Annotated in this window: 21 protein-coding genes; 16 read left to right on the top strand and 5 right to left on the bottom strand. The window is 44.4% G+C overall.

What is annotated here, in order from left to right; genetic code table 11:
• Nucleotides 1–75: 75 nt before the first annotated feature.
• The 3 genes from QF117_RS15590 to QF117_RS15580 all read right to left on the bottom strand — a co-directional run bounded on the left by QF117_RS15590 (nt 76) and on the right by QF117_RS15580 (nt 5,381).
• Nucleotides 76–1,053, bottom strand: a complete 978-nt coding sequence (locus QF117_RS15590; RefSeq protein WP_282386677.1) for a lipid A-modifier LpxR family protein — start codon at nt 1,051–1,053, stop codon at nt 76–78.
• Nucleotides 1,054–1,255: 202 nt separating this feature from the next.
• Nucleotides 1,256–3,532 (bottom strand): formate C-acetyltransferase, encoded by a 2,277-nt coding sequence (gene pflB / locus QF117_RS15585; protein WP_282386676.1) that lies wholly within the window; start codon nt 3,530–3,532, stop codon nt 1,256–1,258.
• A 301-nt stretch (nt 3,533–3,833) separates the two neighbouring features.
• A complete protein-coding gene (locus QF117_RS15580) occupies nt 3,834–5,381 on the bottom strand; it encodes a DUF3360 family protein (RefSeq protein ID WP_017034862.1) in 1,548 nt (515 codons plus the stop codon).
• A gap of 611 nt (nt 5,382–5,992) precedes the next feature.
• Here QF117_RS15580 and QF117_RS15575 point away from each other — a divergent pair.
• From QF117_RS15575 to QF117_RS15560, 4 genes are all read left to right on the top strand, one after another.
• A complete protein-coding gene (locus QF117_RS15575; protein ID WP_017034863.1) occupies nt 5,993–6,763 on the top strand; it encodes an ABC transporter ATP-binding protein in 771 nt (256 codons plus the stop codon).
• A 94-nt stretch (nt 6,764–6,857) separates the two neighbouring features.
• Entirely contained in the window at nt 6,858–7,628 is a 771-nt protein-coding gene (locus QF117_RS15570; RefSeq protein ID WP_017037318.1) for an ABC transporter substrate-binding protein, read from the top strand.
• 95 nt (nt 7,629–7,723) lie between these two features.
• Nucleotides 7,724–8,464 (top strand): ABC transporter permease, encoded by a 741-nt coding sequence (locus QF117_RS15565; RefSeq protein ID WP_282386673.1) that lies wholly within the window; start codon nt 7,724–7,726, stop codon nt 8,462–8,464.
• 3 nt (nt 8,465–8,467) lie between these two features.
• Nucleotides 8,468–9,145 (top strand): ABC transporter permease, encoded by a 678-nt coding sequence (locus tag QF117_RS15560; RefSeq protein ID WP_282389500.1) that lies wholly within the window; start codon nt 8,468–8,470, stop codon nt 9,143–9,145.
• A gap of 146 nt (nt 9,146–9,291) precedes the next feature.
• Here the strand turns inward: QF117_RS15560 and xthA are convergent, their stop codons facing one another.
• Entirely contained in the window at nt 9,292–10,101 is an 810-nt protein-coding gene (gene xthA, locus QF117_RS15555; RefSeq protein WP_282386672.1) for an exodeoxyribonuclease III, read from the bottom strand.
• A 210-nt stretch (nt 10,102–10,311) separates the two neighbouring features.
• On the opposite strand from xthA, the gene QF117_RS15550 reads away from it, so the two are divergent.
• The 12 genes from QF117_RS15550 to nadA all read left to right on the top strand — a co-directional run bounded on the left by QF117_RS15550 (nt 10,312) and on the right by nadA (nt 22,697).
• Nucleotides 10,312–12,429 carry a methyl-accepting chemotaxis protein gene (locus QF117_RS15550; protein WP_282386670.1) on the top strand — a complete coding sequence of 706 codons (2,118 nt, stop codon included), beginning with the start codon at nt 10,312–10,314 and terminating at the stop codon, nt 12,427–12,429.
• A 540-nt stretch (nt 12,430–12,969) separates the two neighbouring features.
• Nucleotides 12,970–14,556 (top strand): cytochrome ubiquinol oxidase subunit I, encoded by a 1,587-nt coding sequence (cydA, locus tag QF117_RS15545; RefSeq protein WP_282386668.1) that lies wholly within the window; start codon nt 12,970–12,972, stop codon nt 14,554–14,556.
• Between the two features lie 14 nt (nt 14,557–14,570).
• Nucleotides 14,571–15,707 carry a cytochrome d ubiquinol oxidase subunit II gene (cydB, locus tag QF117_RS15540; protein WP_282386666.1) on the top strand — a complete coding sequence of 379 codons (1,137 nt, stop codon included), beginning with the start codon at nt 14,571–14,573 and terminating at the stop codon, nt 15,705–15,707.
• Nucleotides 15,708–15,719: 12 nt separating this feature from the next.
• The gene (gene cydX, locus QF117_RS15535; RefSeq protein WP_017034871.1) at nt 15,720–15,827 is read left to right on the top strand and encodes a cytochrome bd-I oxidase subunit CydX; all 108 of its coding nucleotides are present in this window, start codon (nt 15,720–15,722) and stop codon (nt 15,825–15,827) included.
• Between the two features lie 202 nt (nt 15,828–16,029).
• Nucleotides 16,030–16,461 (top strand): tol-pal system-associated acyl-CoA thioesterase, encoded by a 432-nt coding sequence (ybgC, locus tag QF117_RS15530; RefSeq protein ID WP_282386663.1) that lies wholly within the window; start codon nt 16,030–16,032, stop codon nt 16,459–16,461.
• The gene (gene tolQ, locus QF117_RS15525; RefSeq protein ID WP_017034873.1) at nt 16,451–17,134 is read left to right on the top strand and encodes a protein TolQ; all 684 of its coding nucleotides are present in this window, start codon (nt 16,451–16,453) and stop codon (nt 17,132–17,134) included. Before ybgC ends, tolQ begins: the two co-directional genes overlap by 11 nt.
• Before the next feature lie 2 nt (nt 17,135–17,136).
• Nucleotides 17,137–17,580, top strand: coding sequence for an ExbD/TolR family protein (locus tag QF117_RS15520; RefSeq protein WP_282386661.1), 444 nt, complete (start codon nt 17,137–17,139; stop codon nt 17,578–17,580).
• Between the two features lie 13 nt (nt 17,581–17,593).
• Nucleotides 17,594–18,640: a cell envelope integrity protein TolA gene (tolA, locus tag QF117_RS15515; RefSeq protein WP_282386660.1), complete on the top strand. Its 1,047-nt coding sequence runs from the start codon at nt 17,594–17,596 to the stop codon at nt 18,638–18,640.
• 20 nt (nt 18,641–18,660) lie between these two features.
• Nucleotides 18,661–20,013: a Tol-Pal system beta propeller repeat protein TolB gene (tolB, locus tag QF117_RS15510; protein ID WP_282386659.1), complete on the top strand. Its 1,353-nt coding sequence runs from the start codon at nt 18,661–18,663 to the stop codon at nt 20,011–20,013.
• A 34-nt stretch (nt 20,014–20,047) separates the two neighbouring features.
• Nucleotides 20,048–20,587: a peptidoglycan-associated lipoprotein Pal gene (gene pal / locus QF117_RS15505; RefSeq protein ID WP_282386657.1), complete on the top strand. Its 540-nt coding sequence runs from the start codon at nt 20,048–20,050 to the stop codon at nt 20,585–20,587.
• A gap of 131 nt (nt 20,588–20,718) precedes the next feature.
• Nucleotides 20,719–21,492 (top strand): tol-pal system protein YbgF, encoded by a 774-nt coding sequence (ybgF, locus tag QF117_RS15500; RefSeq protein WP_282386656.1) that lies wholly within the window; start codon nt 20,719–20,721, stop codon nt 21,490–21,492.
• A 143-nt stretch (nt 21,493–21,635) separates the two neighbouring features.
• A complete protein-coding gene (nadA, locus tag QF117_RS15495) occupies nt 21,636–22,697 on the top strand; it encodes a quinolinate synthase NadA (protein WP_017034879.1) in 1,062 nt (353 codons plus the stop codon).
• A gap of 208 nt (nt 22,698–22,905) precedes the next feature.
• Here the strand turns inward: nadA and QF117_RS15490 are convergent, their stop codons facing one another.
• Nucleotides 22,906–23,475: a UPF0149 family protein gene (locus QF117_RS15490; protein WP_282386655.1), complete on the bottom strand. Its 570-nt coding sequence runs from the start codon at nt 23,473–23,475 to the stop codon at nt 22,906–22,908.
• Nucleotides 23,476–23,507: the final 32 nt, after the last annotated feature.

The following is a 23,507-nucleotide window of genomic DNA, read 5'->3' as shown; positions in this document are numbered from 1 at the left end:
CAGTAGAGGTAGTCGTCTCAATAAAATGGTTTTTATTCTAACGGCTATCCTACTGAGTGTTATAGCAAGCAAAGGTTAGAAAAAGGCAAATAGTGCGAGGCCACCCGTACCATATATCGAGCTTGGCGCTTGTTTGTAATCGGGTGTTTTTGCTGTCACGGTTAAACTGGCCCCGACGTATTGGTTGTACCAAACCGCGCCTAAAACCGCGGTAGATTGCCAGTTTTCAAGGGTGCTTGGGTAATTTTCAGGGTCTGAAATGTTAGGTCGTTCGCCTTCAATGGTGATGTCGTTGAATCGATAGCGACCTTCAATGCCAGTGAAGACAAACCAAGCAGAATTAGACGCGCCAATCATACCAGGTCGAAATGGGTTTTCTGTTGAAATGTTGGCAGCGCCCATGTTTCCCCCAAGGTCTGTACCCCATCGAAACATCATCCCAGTAGAAAGATCACTTCTAAAACTCCCTATATTGCCTTCGCTGACGTTGGACACTTCAAATTCAGTATTACCGAATGAACGGCTGCGTCCCCAGTTAAAGTGAGATAGGTAGCCAACACTGCCGACCATACCCTCATCGACTTGGTAGTCCCAGCCGTTTGGATCGTCAGACCCGGTAATGCTATGAACCAACTTTTGTGCTTGGCCTGCCAATGAGTTTTCACCGGTTGCGCCGAGAGTTAGGTTAAATCGCTGAGCTTGCTGTGGGTGAAGGCTGATGAAATTAAGTTCACCATGGAAATAACCCGCGTACGGTCGGTCATTTGCAAGGGGCTCCATTGCTTCAATGTCTGAAGGCGTCCACATTTTGTGCCCTAACGTAAACTCGACTTTGTCTAAAGGAGAGGCTCCCCAAACCGACAAGCTCAGAGGGGTAAGAATCCAAGGCGTGTTGATTGCCCCTGAAGTATAAGAGAGAAAAATGCCATTGGTATAATCTTGGTCGACCCCAAAGATACCATCGTTATCAAGGGAAAATGAAACGGTGGATCGTTCAGATGCGATGACACTTGACGAGGAGATAATTAAAGCAAGGAGAATTCGTGACTTCATTTTAGTACTACAACTGATTACTGACTCTAGATAGTACAGCAAAAAATACGCCAAAGTGAGCGATAGAATAATGAAGCGTTAAAACTGTGCGCGTAATCGAATTAATCGACTTAACCAAGATTTTTGGTGAATTGTAGTCGAAAAAAAGCCCTGCTTACTGAATGAGTAAGCAGGGCTTCTACGCTTTATGTTTCGCTAAATCTTATAGAGATTCAGTGAAAGTACGTGCGATTACATCAGCTTGTTGCTCTTTAGTTAAAGAGTTAAAGCGAACAGCGTAACCAGAAACACGGATAGTTAGCTGTGGGTATTTCTCAGGGTGCTTAACAGCGTCTTCAAGCGTACCGCGGTTAAGAACATTCACGTTAAGGTGTTGGCCACCTTCAACGCCAGCTTCATGGTGGAAGTAACCATCCATAAGGCCTGCTAGGTTAGCACGTTGGCTATCTTCTTCTTTACCCAGTGCATTTGGCACGATAGAGAAAGTGTAAGAGATACCATCTTGTGCGTCTGCAAACGGCAGTTTACCTACAGATGTCAGTGACGCTACTGCGCCTTTCTCATCACGACCGTGCATTGGATTTGCACCAGGAGCGAAAGGAGCACCAGCACGGCGACCATCAGGGGTGTTACCTGTCTTCTTACCGTATACCACGTTAGACGTGATAGTCAGAATAGACTGAGTTGGGATAGCGTCACGGTACATCTTAAGCTTACGGATTTTGCCCATAAACGTAGAAACAAGTTCACATGCGATGTCATCAACACGAGCGTCGTTGTTACCAAATTTAGGGTAGTCACCTTCGATATCGAAATCGATAGCAATGCCGTCTTCATCACGCACTGGTTTAACCGTTGCGTATTTGATTGCAGATAGAGAGTCAGCTGCAACAGAAAGACCCGCGATACCACATGCCATAGTACGACGAACATCACGGTCATGAAGTGCCATCAGAGACGCTTCGTAGCTGTATTTGTCGTGCATGAAGTGGATGCTGTTTAGCGCAGTCACGTATTGCTTCGCTAACCAATCCATAAACGTGTCTAGGCGACCCATTACGTCATCGTAGCTAAGCACTTCGTCAGTGATCTTATCGCCAACTGGACCAACTTGCATTTTCAGTTTTTCATCAACGCCGCCATTGATTGCGTAAAGCATTGTTTTCGCAAGGTTAGCACGAGCACCGAAGAACTGCATTTGCTTACCAACAATCATTGGAGATACACAACATGCGATTGCGTAGTCATCCGACTGTAGGTCAGGGCGCATTAGGTCATCATTTTCGTACTGGATAGAAGACGTATCGATAGATACCTTCGCACAGAAACGCTTGAAGCCGTCAGGCAATTGCTCAGACCAAAGAACCGTAATGTTTGGCTCTGGAGAAGGCCCCATAGTGTATAGGCTGTTTAGGAAACGGAAGTTTGTACGCGTAACCAGTGTACGACCATCAACACCCATACCACCCATAGATTCTGTAGCCCAGATTGGGTCACCAGAGAATAGCTCATCGTATTCAGGAGTACGTAGGAAACGAACCATACGTAGCTTCATTACGAAGTGATCGATCATTTCTTGTGCTTGAACTTCTGTGATAGCGCCAGAAGCAATATCACGCTCAATGAACACGTCTAGGAAAGTCGAAGTACGACCTAGAGACATCGCTGCACCGTTTTGAGATTTAACCGCCGCTAGGTACCCGAAGTAAGTCCACTGGATTGCTTCTTGAGCTGTTTGAGCTGGGCCTGAGATATCGTAACCGTATTTCTCAGCCATTACTTTCATTTGGCCTAGAGCGCGGTGTTGCTCAGAGATCTCTTCACGAAGTTGCATTGTTGCTGCTAGGTCTTCGCCGTTTTCAAAACGCTCTTGAAGAGAAGCAAACTGAGCTTGCTTGTCTTTCATCAGGAAGTCTACGCCGTAAAGTGCAACGCGACGGTAATCACCAATGATACGACCACGACCGTATGCATCAGGAAGACCCGTTAGAACACCAGATTTACGACATTTTAGAATGTCTGGCGTGTAGATATCGAAAACACCTGCGTTGTGTGTTTTGCGGTATTCTGAGTAGATCTTTGAAACCATCGGGTCAAGAGTTTCACCGTATGCTTTACAAGAACCTTCAACCATACGTACACCACCGTTAGGGATGATCGCACGCTTTAATGGTTTTTCAGTCTGAAGACCAACGATAGTCTCAAGATCTTTGTTGATGTAACCTGCATCGTGAGCAGTGATGGTAGAGATAACAGATGTATCGAAATCCACAGGAGCTTTCGTTGCGTTTTCCTGCTTGATACCTTCCATTACTTTGTTCCAAAGCACGTTAGTTGCTTCAGTACCTTCAGAAACTAGGAAAGATTCGTCGCCTTCATACGGCGCGTAGTTCTTTTGAATAAAATCACGAACGTTTACTTCGTTTTGCCACTCACCTGCAGCAAAACCTTCCCAAGCTTTAGCAAATTGCTCTGCCATGACATACCTACCTTTTTAGTAGAAAAAACACGTACTGGGTTCACTGTATGAACAGCTATCTTCAGAGGAAGACCAGTACTCACATTAATAACAATATCTATAATAGTAGAAACTAGCATCTCGAAAATTATACATATTGCCATTTACATCGAGTGTGGCATTAAATTTGGAATAACAACACTCACGACATGGGTGAATCATACTCTAAAATATTTTTACAAAACTTAAACTAAATCAATAAAAGTAAAATAAAGTTGAAAAAAAAGGGCGATGAACCTCATCACCCTAACTTTTTTTTAGTTTACAGCCAAGCTTTTAGCCCATACTGACTTTCTAACATACCAACAGCAAGCATCGCAATCAAACAAATGATCAGTACGCCAGCAGGAATAACAATTTTGTCTACGAATGATAGTTTAGAAGCACGCTCTTTATCACCAATCAAACCATTGTTATCGAGAAGCATCGTCAATGCCCAAGCCAGTACAGGGTTGACAACCGCTGACCCGAAGATACAAATCCCCGCAGCTTGAGAATCTTTCGTGTCTTTAACCATCTGCATGCCTGCTTCAAGTAGAGGTAAGAAAACACCCACAAGAAGAGCAACACGCATCACTGGAGGCCATACCGCAACATCCATTGGGAAACCAAGAATCGCAACAATAATACACAGTGAGCCCAGTAAAATCGCACCAGCCGGAATAGGGCGCTTAGCGATTGCTGCCGGGATCATGTAGGTTCCCCAAGATGATGTGATGTTACCACCACCGACTGCAGTCCCCACCATTTGACGGAAAGAACACATAGTCATGGTGTCATCCACATCCATTAATACTTTTTCAGTCTTACGCGGGTAGTTCAGCTCTTGGAAGATACGGTGACCTAGGAAGTCTGGCGACCACATCGCAACCGCAAGGATCGCAAATGGAAGTGATGCAATGAAGTGTTCCAGGTTAGGAAGACCTAATTGCCAACCTTGTTCTGTGCTCCCCCACCAGTAAACAGGGTTTAGATTAGGTAGGCCCATTTCTGTTTCGAACGTAAGGTCGAAGCCCGCTCCAAGGCCTAAAGCAATAATAAGGCCGGTGAACGCACAAACAGGAATCGCTAACCAACGCATGTTGATCTTCGCCAGAATCGCGTAAACCACAATGTTAATGCCTAGAACCACTAAACCAATGTAGCCAAGGCTACCGGCTTCCACTGTGGAAGACTGAAGTCCTGTCGCCCAAGTTTGAATCGAACCTATTTGGCTCATTACCCCAGTAAAGCCGAGGAATATTAATAATCCTCCTGCTGTTCCTTGGGAAGTGAGGTTAACCAGTTTGGACCCCCCTTTGAAGTAACTGAGCAACAAACCGAAAACGCCTAATAAAATCGCCAGCGCAAGAGGGTGAGCACCAGCAAGAGCGATACTACCAATTAGAGGAATCATCGGACCGTGGTTACCGGCCAAATTTGCTCTAGGGTTAAATATCCCAGATGCTAAGATACAGAACAGTAACGCTGGGATAAGCATTTCAACACGGGCTACTTCAATAGCGAAGTCCTTGCCCAGCTCAACATGATCCCATGCCGCCGTTAGGCCATCAGCCCAAGACATCATTACCGCAGAGTACATTGCGATAATACCAATCGTACCAGCAAGGGCAGGTACTAAGTCTTCTAATTCAAATCGGAAATCACGACCAGGCAGGTTAAGCCCAAAGCGGCGTGGTTTCATAATTTGCAGTTCATGATCTAAATAGTCTGAACGGCTAGCAAACTCAGATGCTGGACGGTGGAGCTCTTGGTAGCTCTTGTTCTCAATATCCGAATCAGAGTGCGGTTTATTCACTGCGTCTGACATAGATTCCTCATAATAAAAGTAGTCATTTGTTCAATCCGAAACCTGCAACTCGTTAATAGTAAGTTGCTGGAGTGGTACGAGATAATTGTGTTAATTCTCAATTAAAGATAAAGCATGTAGTGTTTGTTTACACTTTCGATTTTTTGCGAGTTTACCCCGCTTGCTATATGGCTTGATTGATCTTGATCACTTTATAAAACATTGTGAAATAAAGCTACAGAACTGAGGGGCATGTAGGTAAAAGTAATATTGATATTGAAATTAAGTTACATAAAAAATATTGATATTGAAAGTAAACTACATCCTATTGCGAGTGTTTTTTTTAAACGAGCGTAGTGAACAAGATAAGTGAAGGTTTACAAATGTTGAACTATATCTATTTTTTATAAATCTATTAACATTTGCAATGTTGGAATAATGATTCAAATTATTCATTTTATGCGCCTTTGGTAGATTATTAGCCTGATGTTTGAATTATTAATCATATAAAGTAGCTATATATTTCAAAAAGACAGGTTAATAATTTGTTGCATCTATCAATAAGGGGTGCTAGTTTGAATCGCTATGTGGGCGGAGCCCAGCAGTCATATCGAAATAGGGAGTACGAGCGCATGAATGAAGTACCAGCGCTAGATATTAAGGAACTACACAAGACATTTGGTCAAAATGAAGTACTGAAAGGCATTTCGTTAGAGGCACATAAAGGCGATGTTATTTCTATCATTGGCTCTTCCGGTTCAGGCAAGAGTACTTTTCTTCGATGTATAAACCTACTTGAAACTCCCACGTCTGGTGATATTTGGGTCAATGGTGAATTGATCGATATGAAAAAGAATCGTTCGGGTGAAGCGGTTCCTGCCAATGAAAAACAAGTCCAACGAATTCGTTCTCGGCTAGCCATGGTCTTTCAAGGCTTTAATTTATGGTCGCATATGACGGTATTGGAAAATGTGATTGAAGCGCCTGTACACGTTCTCGGTGTTCCCAAAGCTCAAGCCATTGAAAATGCAGAATTGTTACTAAAGAAAGTGGGCTTGTACGAACGAAAAGACTATTACCCTGGTCACTTATCGGGTGGGCAACAACAGCGTGCAGCAATCGCTCGCGCTTTAGCGGTTGATCCAGAAGTGATGCTGTTCGATGAACCGACTTCTGCATTAGACCCAGAACTTGTTGGTGAGGTTCTTGGTGTTATGCGAGATCTTGCCGAAGAAGGCCGCACTATGTTGGTTGTTACTCATGAAATGGCGTTTGCCCGTGATGTTTCTAACCATGTGATGTTCTTACACCAAGGTATCGTTGAAGAGCAAGGCGACCCAGCCAAGCTATTTACAGCACCAGAATCTGAGCGTTTACAGCAGTTTATATCTTCGATCTACTAGCTCAGGAAACTGGTTTAGTGGAATTGTAAGCACAACCCAAAACACATAAAAATCAAACTTTATAGAAGTAAATTTCAATCACAGGAGTATGGAAATGAAAAAGTGGTTACTAGTAGCAGCGATTGCTGCAACAGCTGCAACAGGTATGGCCCAAGCGAAGGAATGGAAAACAGTACGCTTTGGTATTGAAGGCGCTTATCCTCCATTTAGCTGGACTGAAGCTGATGGTTCACTCAAAGGCTTTGACGTCGATATGGCAAATGCACTTTGTGAAGAGATGAAAGTGAAATGTCAGATCGTACCTCAAGATTGGGATGGTATTATTCCATCGCTACTTGCTCGTAAATACGATGCCATTATCGCAGCAATGTCGATTACAGAAGAACGTAAGAAGCGTATTGATTTCACTGGAAAATACGCGCTTATTCCAAATAAATTTATCGCTAAAAAAGGCGCAGAGCTTAACTTCGACAAGCTTGAAGGCGTAAAAATTGGTGTTCAACGTGCAACAACACACGATAAGTACCTGACGGACAACTATGGCAGCGCAGTAGAAATCGTACGTTACGGCTCTTTTGACGAAGCCTACCTTGATCTAGCTAACGGTCGTATCGTTTCTGTTCTTGGTGATGCCTCGGCACTTGAAGAAGGTGTTCTCAATAAAGCGGGTGGTGAAGCGTACGAATTTGTTGGTCCTTCTCTAACGGATCCTAAATGGTTTGGTGACGGCTTTGGTATCGCAGTGCGCAAACAAGATAAAGACCTAACGAAAACGCTCGATGCGGCGATTCTTTCGCTTCGTGAGAAAGGTGTGTATCAAGAGATTGCTGCAAAATACTTCAACTACGACGTATATGGCCAGTAATAGCTAAGCCGATATCTGGCTGTTGGTTCCTAGTCAATTGATGTACCCAACAGCTGGATATTCGCGTCTACAACCTAGGGACTAGGAACTAACCTATGTTAGATTTACAAGGATACGAAGCCTCAATATTAAAAGGGGCCGTTTTAACCATCGAAGTTGCCATACTGTCGCTTATCCTAGCTATGGTACTGGGTATGCTCGGCGCTTTAGCCAAATTAGCCCCATATCGTTGGGCAAGGGCAATAGCGACTCTTTACACCACAGTCATTCGTGGCATTCCTGATTTAGTACTCATGATGCTTATCTTCTTTGGTGGGCAAATCTTATTGAATAATAGTCTCTACTCGATGAATGAATGGATTAACGAATGGTTTACCTCGTCTAATCCAGATCACGAGTGGACAGCGTATTTACCTGATTATATCGATGTCAGCCCTTTTGTCGCTGGCGTATTAACCATCGGGTTTATTTTCGGTGCTTACATGGCTGAAACCTTCCGCGGCGCAATTATGGCGGTCGATAAAGGTGAAATGGAAGCGGCTAAAGCATATGGAATGAGTGGTCCTCTGGCGTTTCGACGCATCTTGCTTCCACAAATGATTCGTCACGCGTTACCAGGATTTGGTAATAACTGGTTGGTTTTGCTTAAAACCACGGCTTTGGTTTCAATCATTGGGCTTGAGGATATGGTCCGAGTCAGTTCATTAGCTGCGGGTTCAACGAAAATGCCTTTTACTTTCTATATGACGGTTGCTGTGATTTTCTTATTCTTTACGAGTGTATCAACGGGGTTACTTAAGTTGGTCGAGCGTAAATTCAGCATTCATGCGAGGTAGATGATGGATTTTTCTTTATTGATTGATAGCTTTCCTATCTATCTTGATGGCTTGTGGACAACAACCTGGCTTGTCTCTTGTGCTTTAGTGATAGGCTTAGCCATCGCCATCCCTTTAGCGATAGCACGAAACAGCCCTAACTACTTTTGGAATGCGCCGGCATGGACATTCATCTACTTTTTTCGCGGAACACCGCTGTTGGTGCAGCTCTATTTGATTTATTACGGTATGGACCAGTTTTTCCCAGTCAAGGATACGTTGTGGGAAAACGCGTGGTTTTGTGCCCTCGTCGCGTTTGTTCTTAATACGTCCGCGTACACGGCGGAAATTATCCGTGGCGCGATTAATGGTTTGCCGAAGGGGGAAGTAGAAGCCGCAAAAGCGTATGGAATGAGCATGTCGAAAACATACCGTCGAATCATTCTGCCGAGCGCATTGCGTCGCGCACTTCCAGCCTACAGTAATGAAGTGATCTTTATGCTCCACGGCAGTGCGGTGGCGGGTATTGTGACTATCATGGACTTAACTGGTGCAGCACGTCTCGTGAATGCTCGTTACTACGCCCCGTTTGAATCGTTTTTAGCAGCAGGGCTATTTTACATGGGCTTGACGTTTATTATTCTGTGGTGTTTTAAACATGCTGAAAAGCGTTTTCTAGCGTACCTTAGACCACTTAGCTAGAGTTTTAAGCCAATTTGGCTACTGTTCTAGACCATTGAGATAAAAGCGATAAACTAAATGAGAGAAAGGCTTCTGAGCAGAAGCCTTTCTTATTTTTAGTCCTTGATTCCTTGGCACCAAATTCCTTGGTACTAAATTCCTTGGTACTAAAAAGAAAAAGTTGACCATATAGGCGCATGGTCTGATGGTTTTTCAATACCTCGCAGCTCGTAATCAATGCCTGCGTCTATGCATTGAGCGGCCAGTGACGGAGTTGCTAAGACAACATCAATGCGCAGCCCTCGATTGTCATCAAAGCCACGGGAGCGGTAGTCAAACCATGAGTATTGGTCATCCACGGTTGGGTGCAAGTTTCTAAAGGTATCTTCAAGGCCCCATTGCTGCAGAGTCGCTAACCATTCACGTTCGATGGGTTGGAATGAACACTTACCGGTTTTCAACCAACGTTTTTTGTTTGGTTCCCCAATGCCGATATCAGCATCAATCGGGCTAATGTTAATGTCGCCCATCACCACCAGTTTTTCATCATTACAGTGGTTATCATTAAGGTAAGTCATTAAATCTTTGTAAAATTGCTCTTTATAAGGAAACTTAGTTTCGTGCGCAATATTGTCACCTTGCGGGAAGTAGCCGTTAAGCACGGTGACAGGTTCACCGTTGTCATTTTCAACGGTAACCATAATCATGCGCTTTTGATGCTCTTCAGTATCAGTTGGGAACCCGTATGTAACCGAAATAGGCTCTTTCTTACACAACATGGCCACGCCATAGTGTGCTTTTTGTCCGTGAAAATAGACGTGATAACCCATGGCTTCAACCGCTTCAAGGGGAAATGCTTCATTGTGAACTTTGATTTCTTGTAGGCCTATCACATCCGGTTGGTGTTTGTCGATAATGGCTTGTAACTGATGTAAACGAGCACGAAGGCCATTGATATTAAAGCTGATGATTTTCATAAGTCATCCATGTAGAAGAGGCAAAGTAGGATTCTATCACCTCTTATAATGAGGACAACGGCCAAACGCATAAAATATTATGTGGTCATTGATTGCAATATTAACATTTAAGTAAAGTTCTGATTGACGGAGTAAAACAGTGTGCTTTAATTCTAATGGTCAGGACTATTTTAACCGAAATTTCATACTGTTTGCTTATAAGGATGTAAGATGCGAACTCTTTCCGTGCAGTGGAAAATAACCCTCTTAGCAGGTTGCTGCCTACTGATCACTTCATTATCTCTTGTCGGATTTTCCGTTTACAACGCGATAGGGAATCAAAAGATCATCACCGCTCAAAGTTCAACGTCGGTGATAGATAAATCTCAACAGCTTCTTGAAACACGCGCTCGACTGAACGCTACTGAAGTGGCTCAATTTCTCGATGAAGCGATATACCGAGCTGAAATGCTGGCTTCAAACGCGTTATTTTTCAAACGAAATACGGAAGAAAACTTTGGTTCAAGTGAAGAGTTACGCACCGCTCTAGATGAAATGGTGCGTCAATCGGTTGCTGAGTTCGATGCCATCGAAGGGGCTTATCTGGTGTTTCAACCGGATCTTCTGGATGGGGAAGATGGTAATTATGTAAACGCCGATTATGTAGGTTCCAATGACATTGGCCGATTTGCTTCTTATTGGAAAACGGCAGAAAACGGCGAAAATATCATTGCTAACGTGTTATCAGAAAAGTCCTTGGCACAAGAAAGTGAAAGTGAGCGTTTTTACTGCCCAATTGGCAGTGGTGAGATTTGTGTCTCGACACCCAGGCTCATTGTCCAAGCAGATAGAGAATTTCTCACCTCATCCATTTCTGTTCCCATTCTTGTTGACGAGGTTCCAATCGGTTTCTTTGGTATCGATCTTAAACTCGATCAACTGACTAACGTTATCGCGGAATCCGATGCCAGCCTGTTTGAAGGACGTGGTCGATTATTTATCATCAGTTTGAATGGTTCTTTGATCGCGAGTGACGACCCGAGTCTCGTGATTGGTAGTGCGTTTCAAAGTAGTACCGTCAGTCGCGATAAAGTGACGGATCTGTTATTTGGCGGCGAGCTAACGACAAGTTGGAGCAATGATGATTCATGGCTAACGGTTTTTGCTCCAATGACGGTTGCGAATCAAACCTGGGGCGTTATTTTTGAAATGCCTCGCTCAGTGGTGGTCGCAGATGCCGTCGCGTTAGATGAAGTCTTATCTGGCAACTTAGCGTCGAGTGTAAAAAGTGAATTATTAACGGGCGGGATATTTGTCCTTGTTGGTTTGGCTCTTATTGCTCTTTTGGCTCAACGTGTTGTTAAACCTATTCGAGAAGTGGTGGTACGCCTTGATGACATTGCGTCAGGTGAAGGTGATCTTACTCAGCGTCTAAACGTTACGTCACAAGATGAAATAGGCCAATTGGCTCAGGGTTTTAATCTCTTTTTGGAAAAACTTCAGTCAACGATCAAAGACGTGGTGGTGACAACCAATGATGTTGCCCAAACGACGGTTGAAGCCAAAAGTGCGGCGATGGCAACTCGAACGAGCAGCGAGTCTCAATTCAAAGAAGTGGATTTAGTCGCGACTGCATCTGAAGAGATGACACAAACGGCGAGCATGGTGGTACAAAATGCAGAAACAGCCGTGCAAGCTGCTGCTGATGCTAATGACGCTGCGGTTACCGGACAAAAAGTGATTGAAAGCTCTCAGACTGAAATGGGAGCACTGCTCAGTAAAATGACGCAAGCGGTCCCTATTGTCGAAGAGCTAGCTGTAAATAACGCCAATATTACCGAGATATTGACGGTTATTGAGGGCATATCAGAACAAACAAACTTATTGGCTCTCAATGCTGCCATCGAAGCGGCTCGGGCTGGAGAGCAAGGACGTGGTTTTGCAGTGGTGGCGGATGAAGTAAGAAACCTGGCTAGTCGTACTCAGGCATCTGTTGGTGAAATTAGAGGCGTGATTGATAAAGTTCAGCGTGGAACCCAAGACGTTGTTGCAACGATCCAAGAGGGTCACCAACTCGCTCATGACTCTTCCAGTCAGGTCAATACCGCTGTTGAAGAGCTGAGTCATATCTTTGCCGCAATCGCTGCGATTAACGATATGAATAGCCAGATTGTTAGAGCGGCAGAAGAGCAGCAAACGGTCTCGGCAGAAGTGAACCAGAGTGTGTCGAATATTAGGGATCTAAGCGCACAAATTGTTAGCCAAGCGGGTGAGTCAGAATCGATTGGTAATCAAATTAATACACTGTCTGAGAAGCAGCAGCAGTTGGTGAGTCAATTCAAAGTATAAGTGCTTGGTTGAGCGACCTTCCAGCGCGATAAAAATCCAAGTGTCTCTCAGGCACTTGGATTTTTTATGGATCCTTCGTAAGCTCTGAGTGTCATGTCTAAATGGAAGGGTGAGGGGGCAAAACACGCGCTAATAAGTAAGAGCGCCATTTTTCGTCAGTGAACCGCACTCGGGTTTGAGGTGACGTCCCATTGACTTTGCTCAGCGTCCAGTGACCACAAATAGCTTGGTTATCTTGAGGTTTTCCCCACATATTCTGTTACAAATAGCAATTCCGCTCAAATATTTTTTAGAGCAGTAAAATAAATATTCCTTAATTTACAACTTCTAAGTCTTTTATTGGCAATCAATCCCCCAAATGACTCAAATTATTTTGAGTTTTTTGATTTTCAGGAGTAGTATCTCTTTGCTCTTCACCGTTACGGTGTAACACGGAATTAACAATAAAATAAACTTTGCGTAACACCCTGCGCGACCTCGTGGTTCGTTAAGGGCTTTATTGCACAGAAAGTGTCACTCAGCCGACACATAGGAGTAATTATGTTGGACGTAGTTGAACTATCACGTCTCCAATTTGCAATAACAGCGATGTATCACTTCTTATTCGTACCGTTGACTTTAGGTTTGGCGTTTCTACTCGCCATCATGGAGTCGCTGTATGTCATGACCGACAAACAAATCTACAAGGACATGACTAAGTTCTGGGGTAAGTTATTCGGTATTAACTTTGCGTTAGGTGTAGCAACTGGCCTAACAATGGAATTTCAATTTGGTACTAACTGGTCTTATTACTCCCATTATGTGGGTGATATTTTTGGTGCCCCTCTCGCCATTGAAGCGTTAGTCGCTTTCTTTTTAGAATCAACCTTTGTTGGGCTTTTCTTCTTTGGTTGGGAAAGGCTGTCAAAGCGTCAGCACTTGGTTGTGACTTGGCTCGTTGCGTTAGGCTCAAGCTTTTCCGCGTTGTGGATCCTCGTTGCTAATGGTTGGATGCAAAACCCAATCGGTGCAGAGTTCAACTTTGAAACCATGCGTATGGAAATGGTTAGCTTCTCGGAAGTTGTGCTTAACCCAGTCGCTCAAGTTAAATTCGTTCACACGGTCGCCTCCGGTTATGTAACGGGCGCGATGTTCGTTCTTGGTATCAGCTCTTATTACCTTCTGAAAGGTCGTGATGTCGCGTTTGCTCGTCGTTCTTTTGCTATCGCAGCTTCATTTGGTATGGCGGCTATCTTGTCGGTGATCATCCTAGGCGATGAGTCTGGCTACGAGCTAGGCGACGTACAAAAAGTGAAGCTCGCTGCCATTGAATCTGAGTGGCACACGGAAGAAGCTCCTGCTGCCTTCACCGTTTTTGGCATTCCAAATCAAGAGACAATGGAAACCGATTACGCGGTGAAAATTCCATACGTGATGGGCATCATTGCAACTCGTTCTCTTGATACTGAAGTGACGGGCCTACGTGACCTGCGCGATGAACATATTGTTCGTATCCGTAACGGTATGGTGGCTTATGAATTGCTTGAACGAATCCGCGAAGGCGATCGCAGTGAAGAAAACCTCGCAGCGTTTGATGAGGTCAAGGTGGACTTAGGCTACGGTTTACTGCTGAAGCGATATACCGATAACGTTGTTGATGCAACAGAAGAGCAAATTCAAGCAGCGGCTGATGACTCTATCCCTACGGTGTGGCCACTCTTCTGGTCATTCCGTATCATGGTAGCGTGTGGCTTTATTATGTTGTTTGTTTTTGGTGCCGCATTCATCCAAACCTGCCGCCAAAAAATCGAGCAAAAACCATGGATACTTAAAGCGGCACTGTTCAGTATCCCACTTCCATGGATTGCAGTGGAAGCAGGGTGGTTTGTTGCGGAGTACGGTCGTCAGCCATGGGCAGTCGGTGAAATCTTGCCGGTAAACATTGCGGCTTCAGCCCTAACGATGGGTGAATTGTGGACGTCACTGTTTATGATCATCGCACTGTACACCGTCTTCCTGATTGCTGAAATTTATCTAATGCTGAAGTTTGCTCGCAAAGGGCCAAGTAGCCTGAAAACTGGGCGCTATCACTTCGAACAAGGTGAGCAATCACTTGAAGATAAAGTTAGCCGTCAAGTTGAAGCATAACAGGGAGTAGAGACATGTTTGATTACGAAATTTTGCGCCTAGTTTGGTGGGTGCTTATTGGTGTGTTGTTTATCGGCTTCGCCATAACAGATGGTTTTGATATGGGGGTTGGCGCACTGATCCCTGTTATCGGGAAGACCGATACCGAGCGACGGGTAATGATTAATTCCATTGCACCGCACTGGGATGGAAACCAGGTATGGCTAGTGACGGCGGGTGGCGCGTTATTTGCCGCTTGGCCACAAGTTTACGCAACGTCATTCTCAGGGTTTTACCTTGCGATGATGGTGACGCTCGCGGCGTTATGGTTGCGACCACTTGGTTTGGATTACCGTTCAAAAATTGAAGATCCAAAGTGGCGCAAGTCATGGGATATCGGTATTTCGATCAGCGGATTTGTGCCACCAGTTATATTTGGTGTTGCTTTTGGTAACCTTCTACAAGGTGTTCCATTTCAATTCAACGATTTTATGATGGTGACCTACCACGGTTCGTTTTTTGGTTTGCTCAACCCATTTGCCCTGCTATGTGGTCTTGTTAGCTTGTCGATGATCTTGCTGCAAGGAATGACTTGGCTGCAAATGAAAACCACCGATGAAGTGCATTCACGTGCACGTTCTATCGCGCAAATCATGGGCTTGATTGTTGTGGTCACGTTTGTGGCGGCTGGTGTTTGGATTCAGAGCATCGAAGGTTACGTAGTGACAAGCATTATTGATACGAATGCGCCTTCTAACCCTCTGAACAAAGAAGTAATTCGAGAAGCGGGCGCTTGGATGAACAATTTTTACGCGTATCCAGCCATGTGGTTAGCACCAATAACGGGTATCGTTGGTGCCTTGCTGGCGGTGTTGTTTGCTAAAATTGACCGCGCTGGCTTTGCATTTCTGTCTTCCAGTTTAGCGAATACGGGTATTATTTTGACAGCTGGCTTTGCCATGTTCCCGTTTGTGATGCCTTCAGATTTGCTTCCAAACCACAGCTTAACGATGTGGGATGCAACGTCGAGTGAGCTGACTCTTAACTTAATGACAGCCGTCGCATTTGTTATGGTGCCCGTTATCTTGGCCTACACAACGTGGACGTACTACAAGATGTTTGGTCGTATCAATAACCAGTTTATCGAAGATAACAAAAACTCACTTTACTAAGGAGCGTAACGTATGTGGTATTTTGCATGGATTTTAGGCATTTTACTTGCCTGTGCATTTGGCATCATTAACGCTCTTTGGTTAGAGCACTCAGAAATGATGGATAAAGATAGCGAATAGCAGAGAGACCACTTGGTTTCATTTGTAATGATGAGACATAAGTCGATACAATTTTTGCTACTAAATGATGAAATAACATCCAAGTTAGCGCTACCTCTTTGAGGCAGCGCTAATTTTTTATCTGAAAGGGAGCAAAACCATTGATAGCACTTGTACTAATAGTGATAACTTGCGTTATAGTACATTCAATATTTAATTGATAATGGGTATTACTGTGCATCCAAGTGCCTCAGTTTTTAGCTGGCCAGTAACGGTCTATTACGAAGACACAGACGCTGGGGGAGTGGTGTACCATTCTAATTATCTGAAATATTTTGAACGTGCACGAACCGAAATGCTTCGAAGTATTGGGGTCTCACAACACCGCTTACTTGAAGAGAATATTGGGTTTGTTGTTCGACATATGGATATCGACTTTTTACAGGGCGCCCGCCTTGATGAGCAACTCAATGTGGTTACCACCATCGCAGTAAAGAAAAAAGCATCAATGACCTTCTGTCAAGAGATCGTAAATCTCGACGGTAAGACATTGTGTAAAGCGACGGTTAAGGTAGCATGTATCGATAATGTGAAAATGAGGCCAAAAGCAATGCCTCAATCTATAGCTTTGGAGTTAATAGAAAGTGACTGCTGATATTTCGTTTGTAGAACTGATACTAGAAGCCAGTATTCTAGTTCAATTAGTTATGTTGATTTTGCTTGGCATGTCAGTCGCTTCTTGGGCAATGATCATTAAGCGCAGTAAAATTTTGTCTCAAGCTTCCAAAGACAGCGAATCATTTGAAGATAAATTCTGGTCAGGTACGGATCTCGCCGTTCTTTATCAAGACGTTAAAAAGAGAAAAGACAATCTATCGGGCACAGAAGAGATTTTCTATTCTGGCTTTACCGAGTTTGCGCGCTTGCGTAAATCCAACGCAGATTCACCAGCGTTTATCATGGAAGGGACTGGCCGTGCGATGCGCGTAGCCGTTGCAAGAGAAGTGGATGACCTAGAAACTAACTTGCCTTTCTTAGCTACCGTCGGCTCTATCAGCCCATATATTGGTCTATTTGGTACGGTTTGGGGGATAATGCACGCCTTCATCGCATTGGGTGAAGTAAAGCAAGCAACGCTGTCTATGGTTGCGCCTGGTATCGCCGAAGCATTGATTGCGACAGCAATGGGCTTATTTGCCGCAATTCCAGCTGTCATGGCCTATAACCGCTTTAGTAGTAATGTTGGTAAACTTGAGCATAACTACGCGACTTTCTCTGAAGAATTCCACAGTATTTTGCACCGCCAAGCAATGGCAGGTAGGGATTAACCATGGCGGGTTATCAACCAAAAAAACGTAAGATGACAGCGGAAATAAACGTTGTACCCTACATCGATGTTATGTTGGTTTTGCTGATCATATTCATGGCAACCTCACCATTTGTGACGCAGGGCGTCGATGTTGAATTACCACAAACGAGCAGTGCAAAAGCCGCATCGGAACTCGCTGGTGACACCGATAGCAGCTTTATCATCGTCGAGATTGATAAAGAGGGCGTTTTAGGTTTGAGTGTTAACGATGAAGAAGTTCAGCGTGGTATTTCAATGCAGGACGCGATCATTCGAGTCAAAGCGGAGTTGTCGATTAAACCTGACTCACCGGTTGCGGTTGGTGGTGATGCAGCAACGCCGTATGCGGATATTGTGTTAGTGCTTGATGAATTAAGCCGTGCAGGTATCCCTAAGGTTGGCCTGTTAACGGAATTAAGGGATTAGATCCGTATTACTCATGAAAGAAACTAACTCAAAAAACAGTAATTATCGGAATCCCATTGTTATTTCTTTAGCAATGCACATCGTGCTGATTGTTGCTTTGCTCTGGGGCTCAGACTTTAGCATGTCGGAACCTGAAGCGAGTGGTCAGATGGTTCAAGCGGTCGTTATCGATCCGAACCTGGTCAAACAGCAAGCGCAGAAAATTCGAAGCCAAAGAGAAGCCGCAGCGAAAAAAGAACAGACGCGTCTAGACAAATTGAAGCGCGAAAGCGAGCAATTGGAAAAGAACCGTAAAGCAGAAGAAGATCGGATTCGTAAGTTAAAAGAGCAGCAAGTTGCAGAAGCAAAAGCGACACGAGAAGCTGAGAAAAAACGCGCTGCGGTCGAGAAAGAACGAAAAGCAGAAGAAGCCCGAGTAAAGAAAGAGAAAGAGAAAGCCAAACAGCTTGAAGCAGACCGCAAGCTTAAAGAAGCGGAAATAAAACGCGCTGAAGAAGAGCGTGTAGCGAAACAAGCAGCAGTGGCGAAAGCGGAACAAGAACGTATCGCTCAAGAAAAAGCAGCAAAAGAAGCGAAAGAAGCAGCAGAACGCGCAGAGAAAGCTCGAATCGCTGAAGAAAAAGCTGCGAAAGAGTCGGCTGAAAAAGCGCGCCAAGAAAAGCTTCGTTTAGAGCAACTTGAAAAAGAGCGCAAAGAGCAAGAAGCCGCGTTAAATGATATTTTTGCTGGTATGGAAACAGAGAATGAGCGTAATTCTTCGGCTCAATCTAAATTTGCACAATCAGAAGCCGCTCGTTACGGCAATATGTACAAGCAGATGATCGAACAAAACCTGCTTATCGAGGACAGCTTTAAGGGAAAGTCTTGTCGAGTTAACCTTCGCTTGATACCCGCAGGCGACAATGCTCTATTGGGAAGATTATCGATTGTCAAAGGTGATGAACGCTTATGTGCAGCAACGAAAAGAGCAGTAGCAAAAGTGAATTCGTTTCCACTGCCGGTGGATCAGCCCAGTGTCGTTGAACGATTGAAAGACATTAATTTAACCGTTGAACTGTAACAGTCATAAAGGAAAAGCGAGTGATTAAGCGAATAATTTTTGGATGTTTGTTGTTACTATCGAGCTCGGTTCAATTTGCCAATGCGGCACTTGAACTGGTGATTACTGACGGTATTGACTCCGCAAGACCCATTGCCGTCGTGCCATTCCAATGGCAAGGTGGACAGCCACTTCCCCATGACGTGTCAGCGGTAATCGCGTCGGATTTGCAGCGCAGCGGGAAATTCAGTCCTGTTGCGACGAGCAATATGCCACAGACGCCTTATTCAGAGTCTGAAATCGCCTTTGATTCATGGACAGCGCTTGGTGTCGATTCCTTATTGACGGGGACCATCTCGAAAGGCGAGGGCGACAATTACATCATCAACTACCAGCTGGTGGATGTTATTCGAGGTCAGCTAACCCAAGGTCAAAGTAAAGCGTTAAGTGAAGATGGCCAATTGGTTCTGTCGAAAGATCATGTACTGTTTAATAAGAAAGCCACTGTACCAGGCCCCAGATTGCGTGAATATGCGCACCGAATCTCCGATTTAGTTTACAAAGAGTTGACGGGTGAGCGTGGCGCATTTTTGACTCGTGTCGCGTATGTTGTAGTGCAAGACAAAGACCCATACCCATACCAATTGCGAGTTGCGGACTATGACGGTTATAACGAGCGATTAGTGCTACGTTCTAAGCAGCCGTTGATGTCACCAGCATGGTCACCTGACGCAAAACAACTTGCGTACGTCAGCTTCCAAAATGGGCAAGCTGAAATCTTCATCATGGATATTTATACCGGCAAACGAGAGAAGATCACCTCGTATCCACGTCATAATGGCGCACCAAGATTTTCCCCAGATGGCAATAAGTTAGCCCTAGTATTATCAAAAACGGGGTCTCTTCAGGTTTATACCTTTGATTTGAGATCAAAGAAATTGACGCAAATTACTCGTGGTAGATCAAATAATACGGAACCGTATTGGCATCCGGATGGAAAATCATTAATCTTTACCTCTGATAGAGGTGGTAGACCACAGATTTATAACGTAAATTTGGCAGATGGTTCGACCAACCGTCTGACTTGGCAAGGCAGCCAAAACTTAGGAGGTCAAATTACGCCTGATGGTCGATTCCTGGTTATGGTGAATCGAAGCAATTCAGGGTTTAATTTAGCCAAACAAGATTTAGAAACGGGTGCAATGCAAATACTAACAAGCACATTGCTTGATGAGTCTCCAAGTATTGCACCTAATGGTGGTATGGTCATATACAGTTCTATCTATAACAAAACGAATGTACTTTCGATGGTTTCGATAGACGGGCGTTTTAAAGCTAGATTACCGGAAACAAACGGGCGTGTAAGAGCACCTGCTTGGTCACCGTTTTTATAGAAAATAAGTATTAATTAGTTAAGGGAAAAATATAATGCAGCTTAATAAAGTTCTTAAAGGTCTACTGATTGCTCTTCCTGTATTAGCAGTAACAGCTTGTAGCTCTAGCGATGAAGCAACCAGTGCTTCAGGTACAGAGACTAATCAATCAACTTCTGGTTCAGAGAACACGGTCGACACAACCGTTGTGACTCCAGTTGATTCATACGGTGAGCTAACAGAGCAAGAGCTTAAAGAACAAGCTTTGCGTGAAACTCAAACTATTTACTTTGCATTCGACAACGCAACTATTGCTGGCGATTACGAAGAAATGCTAGCAGCACACGCCGCTTACCTAAGTAAAGATGCTAGCCTACAAGTGACTATCGAAGGTCACGCAGACGAGCGCGGTACTCCTGAGTACAACATCGCTCTTGGCGAGCGTCGTGCACAAGCGGTAGCAAACTACCTACAAGCACTTGGCGTACAAGCTGACCAAATTTCTATCGTTAGCTACGGTGAAGAGAAGCCTCTTCTACTTGGTCAATCTGACGAAGTATACGCTAAGAACCGTCGTTCAGTTCTTGTATACTAATCTTCGCGTTGTGCTTAATTCGCGTTGTACTTAAGTCGTTATGATACCTAGGTGATAAATTGCACCTAGGTTATCAATACACTTATGCTGCAAGACAAGTTATGCGACAACACAAATAGAGGAATAGCCTCATGTTCAGTAACTCAAAGCGAGTTTTAACGCTTATGTTACTGGCAAGTGCAGCGAGCACATCGTTTGCTGCACCAGCTCCAGTATCGGACTTAAGCAATACAGCTCCAGCCTCCACCACATCAACACGTACAGTGAACTCTTCTGAAACCGATATCCAACGTCTAGAGCGATTGCTAGAGAATCGAAATCGTGTTCAATTGACTATGCAGCAGCAAATTGACGACATGTCGATGGAGATCAGTGATCTTCGTGGTCAACTTGAAAAGAACAGCTACGACATGCAGCAAATGTTGCAGCGTCAGCGTGAGCTTTTTATAGAGTTAGACAAAGTCCGCACCGAAATAAAGACCGTTGAAGCGCCTGTTGTTGATTCATCCGACACACAACCAGTAGGAACGTTCAGCAGCAATGTTGATGAGCAAACCGCCTATCAAAATGCCGTCGATCTTGTGCTTAAAGAGCGCGATTACGCTGGTGCTATTGTTGCATTGAAACAGTTTCAGGTGGATTTTCCAGATTCTTCATTTTCGTCAAACGCACACTATTGGCTAGGGCAACTTTATTTCGCTAAGAAACAAGATAAAGAAGCTGTGAAGAGTTTTGCTGCGGTTGTGTCATACAAAGACTCAAACAAACGCGCCGATGCATTAGTGAAGCTTGGTGACATCGCTAAGCGAAATAACAATCAAGCAGCAGCACAAAAATACTATCAGCAAGTTGTGGATGAATACCCAAATAGTTCATCAGCAAAATTAGCACAACAGAACTTATAGTTGATGGCAGTGCTTACCTAAATTGCTTATCTAGAAGAGGTGGATATCCCGCCTCTTTTTCTATTGGCTCAAACTCCTTTGATTCAGGCCATGTTTAAGGTGTACAATGCTTGGATTCATGGAAGTTGCATAGAGCAAGAGCAATGAGCCACATATTAGACACAGTTGAAACAATATACCCATTTCCTCAAAAGCCAGTTCCTTTAAGCGATGTTGAAAAGCAAACCTATATTGCTAGCATCAAGTCACTACTGGTAGAAAAAGATGCGGTTCTGATCGCGCATTACTACACCGATCCTGAAATCCAAGCCTTGGCTGAAGAAACGGGCGGATTTGTGGGTGATTCGTTAGAAATGGCTAAGTTTGGTAATCGTCACCCTGCCAGCACGCTTATTATTGCCGGTGTTCGATTTATGGGAGAATCGGCTAAGATTCTAACCCCCGAAAAGACCATTTTAATGCCAACATTAGAGGCCGAGTGTTCACTTGACCTTGGTTGCCCTGCTGATAAGTTCTCGGCTTTTTGTGATGCCCATCCCGATCACACTGTTGTGGTATACGCGAATACATCTGCGGCTGTTAAAGCAAGAGCCGATTGGGTCGTGACATCAAGCATCGCCTTAGAAATTGTTGAACAACTCGACAGTGAAGATAAGCCGATTTTGTGGGGCCCTGACCGTCACTTAGGCTCTTACATTGCGAACAAAACTGGCGCAGACATGTTGCTATGGCAAGGTGAGTGCGTTGTTCACGATGAGTTTTCAGCAGATGCACTGCGTAAGATGAAAGCGGTTTACCCCGATGCAGCTATTTTGGTTCACCCTGAGTCACCAGCCAGTGTGGTTGCACTTGCTGATGCTGTGGGCTCGACAAGCCAGCTCATAAAAGCGGCGAAAGAGTTACCCCAAAAGAAACTGATTGTTGCTACCGACAAAGGTATTTTCTTTAAAATGCAGCAATTAGTACCAGAAAAAGAGCTAGTAGAAGCGCCAACAGCCGGTGCGGGCGCCACCTGTCGCAGCTGCGCACATTGCCCTTGGATGGCGATGAATGGCCTCAAAGCGATAGAAACGGCTCTACGTGATGGCGGTGATGAGCATGAGATCTTTGTTGATGAAGAGTTACGAGTAAAATCGTTGATCCCTTTAAATCGCATGCTAGATTTTGCTGAGCAACTTAATATCAAAGTGAAAGGCAACGCATAGAGGTTAAAGAGGTTAGTCCCCCTTGTTTGTCAGGCTATTTTTCAGGAGCGTCGCTATTTTATACCGCCGATGAATGTATCGGACGCTTCAGCTGGAAAGCACGACCTAAAAAGCCACATAAACTAATATTAAACATGTGAAATAAACAAAGCCTACGGATAAGTAGGCTTTGTTGTTTGTGGAGAACTCTGTCGCTTAACGCAAAGACTTATTGCTGTTCCGCTAAAAGACCACCACGCTGAGTTAATCCGCAAAGCATCACTGGAATAGCATTAAAAATTTCTTCAAATTGCTCCATCCCTTCGATGCCTTGATCCGCAAGCGTGCTAATCGACGTTTCAGGATCGTAAAGCATGCTTAACGACAGTAATACACCACCAAGAAGTGCATTGTCTTCACTTTGCTCAGGCATGATGGTCTCCCAGTCGTCACGTGCTAATTGCCAACCTTGCAGCATACCTTCACAAAAATCCCGGGTTTGTTTCGTGACAATATCTTCTTCATCAAGCGCACATAGATTTGGCCATTCCCATTTGCCATCTAAAAGTGCAGGGCGGTATGTGTTCCACATTTGAATCACGAGTTCGACATAACGCTCAAGCTGCTCACCATCGCTAAAGGGGGCTGTGTCTTCTCCTCCCCACAAGAAGGGTAGCCACTCTTCAGGTGGAAGGACGTTCGGCGCTGCGGCCATTGAGGCAACGAACCCTTGCGTTCTTGCTTCATTAAGAAGCTTTCCTTCTAGCTCGGGTAAAGAAAGGATATTGTCTAAAGTCAAAATAGATCCATTGGTTTGAATTAATGTTATTC

This window comes from Vibrio sp. YMD68 (assembly GCF_029958905.1).
Taxonomy (GTDB): domain Bacteria; phylum Pseudomonadota; class Gammaproteobacteria; order Enterobacterales; family Vibrionaceae; genus Vibrio.
This window is presented reverse-complemented; position numbering and strand designations above follow the sequence as displayed.

What these genes read in the sequence shown, in the direction of transcription:
- QF117_RS15590 (WP_282386677.1), bottom strand. Translation starts at nt 1,053, where the DNA reads ATGAAGTCACGAATTCTCCTTGCTTTAATTATCTCCTCGTCAAGTGTC.
- pflB (WP_282386676.1), bottom strand. Translation starts at nt 3,532, where the DNA reads ATGGCAGAGCAATTTGCTAAAGCTTGGGAAGGTTTTGCTGCAGGTGAG.
- QF117_RS15580 (WP_017034862.1), bottom strand. Translation starts at nt 5,381, where the DNA reads ATGTCAGACGCAGTGAATAAACCGCACTCTGATTCGGATATTGAGAAC.
- QF117_RS15575 (WP_017034863.1), top strand. Translation starts at nt 5,993, where the DNA reads ATGAATGAAGTACCAGCGCTAGATATTAAGGAACTACACAAGACATTT.
- QF117_RS15570 (WP_017037318.1), top strand. Translation starts at nt 6,858, where the DNA reads ATGAAAAAGTGGTTACTAGTAGCAGCGATTGCTGCAACAGCTGCAACA.
- QF117_RS15565 (WP_282386673.1), top strand. Translation starts at nt 7,724, where the DNA reads ATGTTAGATTTACAAGGATACGAAGCCTCAATATTAAAAGGGGCCGTT.
- QF117_RS15560 (WP_282389500.1), top strand. Translation starts at nt 8,468, where the DNA reads ATGGATTTTTCTTTATTGATTGATAGCTTTCCTATCTATCTTGATGGC.
- xthA (WP_282386672.1), bottom strand. Translation starts at nt 10,101, where the DNA reads ATGAAAATCATCAGCTTTAATATCAATGGCCTTCGTGCTCGTTTACAT.
- QF117_RS15550 (WP_282386670.1), top strand. Translation starts at nt 10,312, where the DNA reads ATGCGAACTCTTTCCGTGCAGTGGAAAATAACCCTCTTAGCAGGTTGC.
- cydA (WP_282386668.1), top strand. Translation starts at nt 12,970, where the DNA reads ATGTTGGACGTAGTTGAACTATCACGTCTCCAATTTGCAATAACAGCG.
- cydB (WP_282386666.1), top strand. Translation starts at nt 14,571, where the DNA reads ATGTTTGATTACGAAATTTTGCGCCTAGTTTGGTGGGTGCTTATTGGT.
- cydX (WP_017034871.1), top strand. Translation starts at nt 15,720, where the DNA reads ATGTGGTATTTTGCATGGATTTTAGGCATTTTACTTGCCTGTGCATTT.
- ybgC (WP_282386663.1), top strand. Translation starts at nt 16,030, where the DNA reads ATGGGTATTACTGTGCATCCAAGTGCCTCAGTTTTTAGCTGGCCAGTA.
- QF117_RS15520 (WP_282386661.1), top strand. Translation starts at nt 17,137, where the DNA reads ATGGCGGGTTATCAACCAAAAAAACGTAAGATGACAGCGGAAATAAAC.
- tolA (WP_282386660.1), top strand. Translation starts at nt 17,594, where the DNA reads ATGAAAGAAACTAACTCAAAAAACAGTAATTATCGGAATCCCATTGTT.
- pal (WP_282386657.1), top strand. Translation starts at nt 20,048, where the DNA reads ATGCAGCTTAATAAAGTTCTTAAAGGTCTACTGATTGCTCTTCCTGTA.
- ybgF (WP_282386656.1), top strand. Translation starts at nt 20,719, where the DNA reads ATGTTCAGTAACTCAAAGCGAGTTTTAACGCTTATGTTACTGGCAAGT.
- nadA (WP_017034879.1), top strand. Translation starts at nt 21,636, where the DNA reads ATGAGCCACATATTAGACACAGTTGAAACAATATACCCATTTCCTCAA.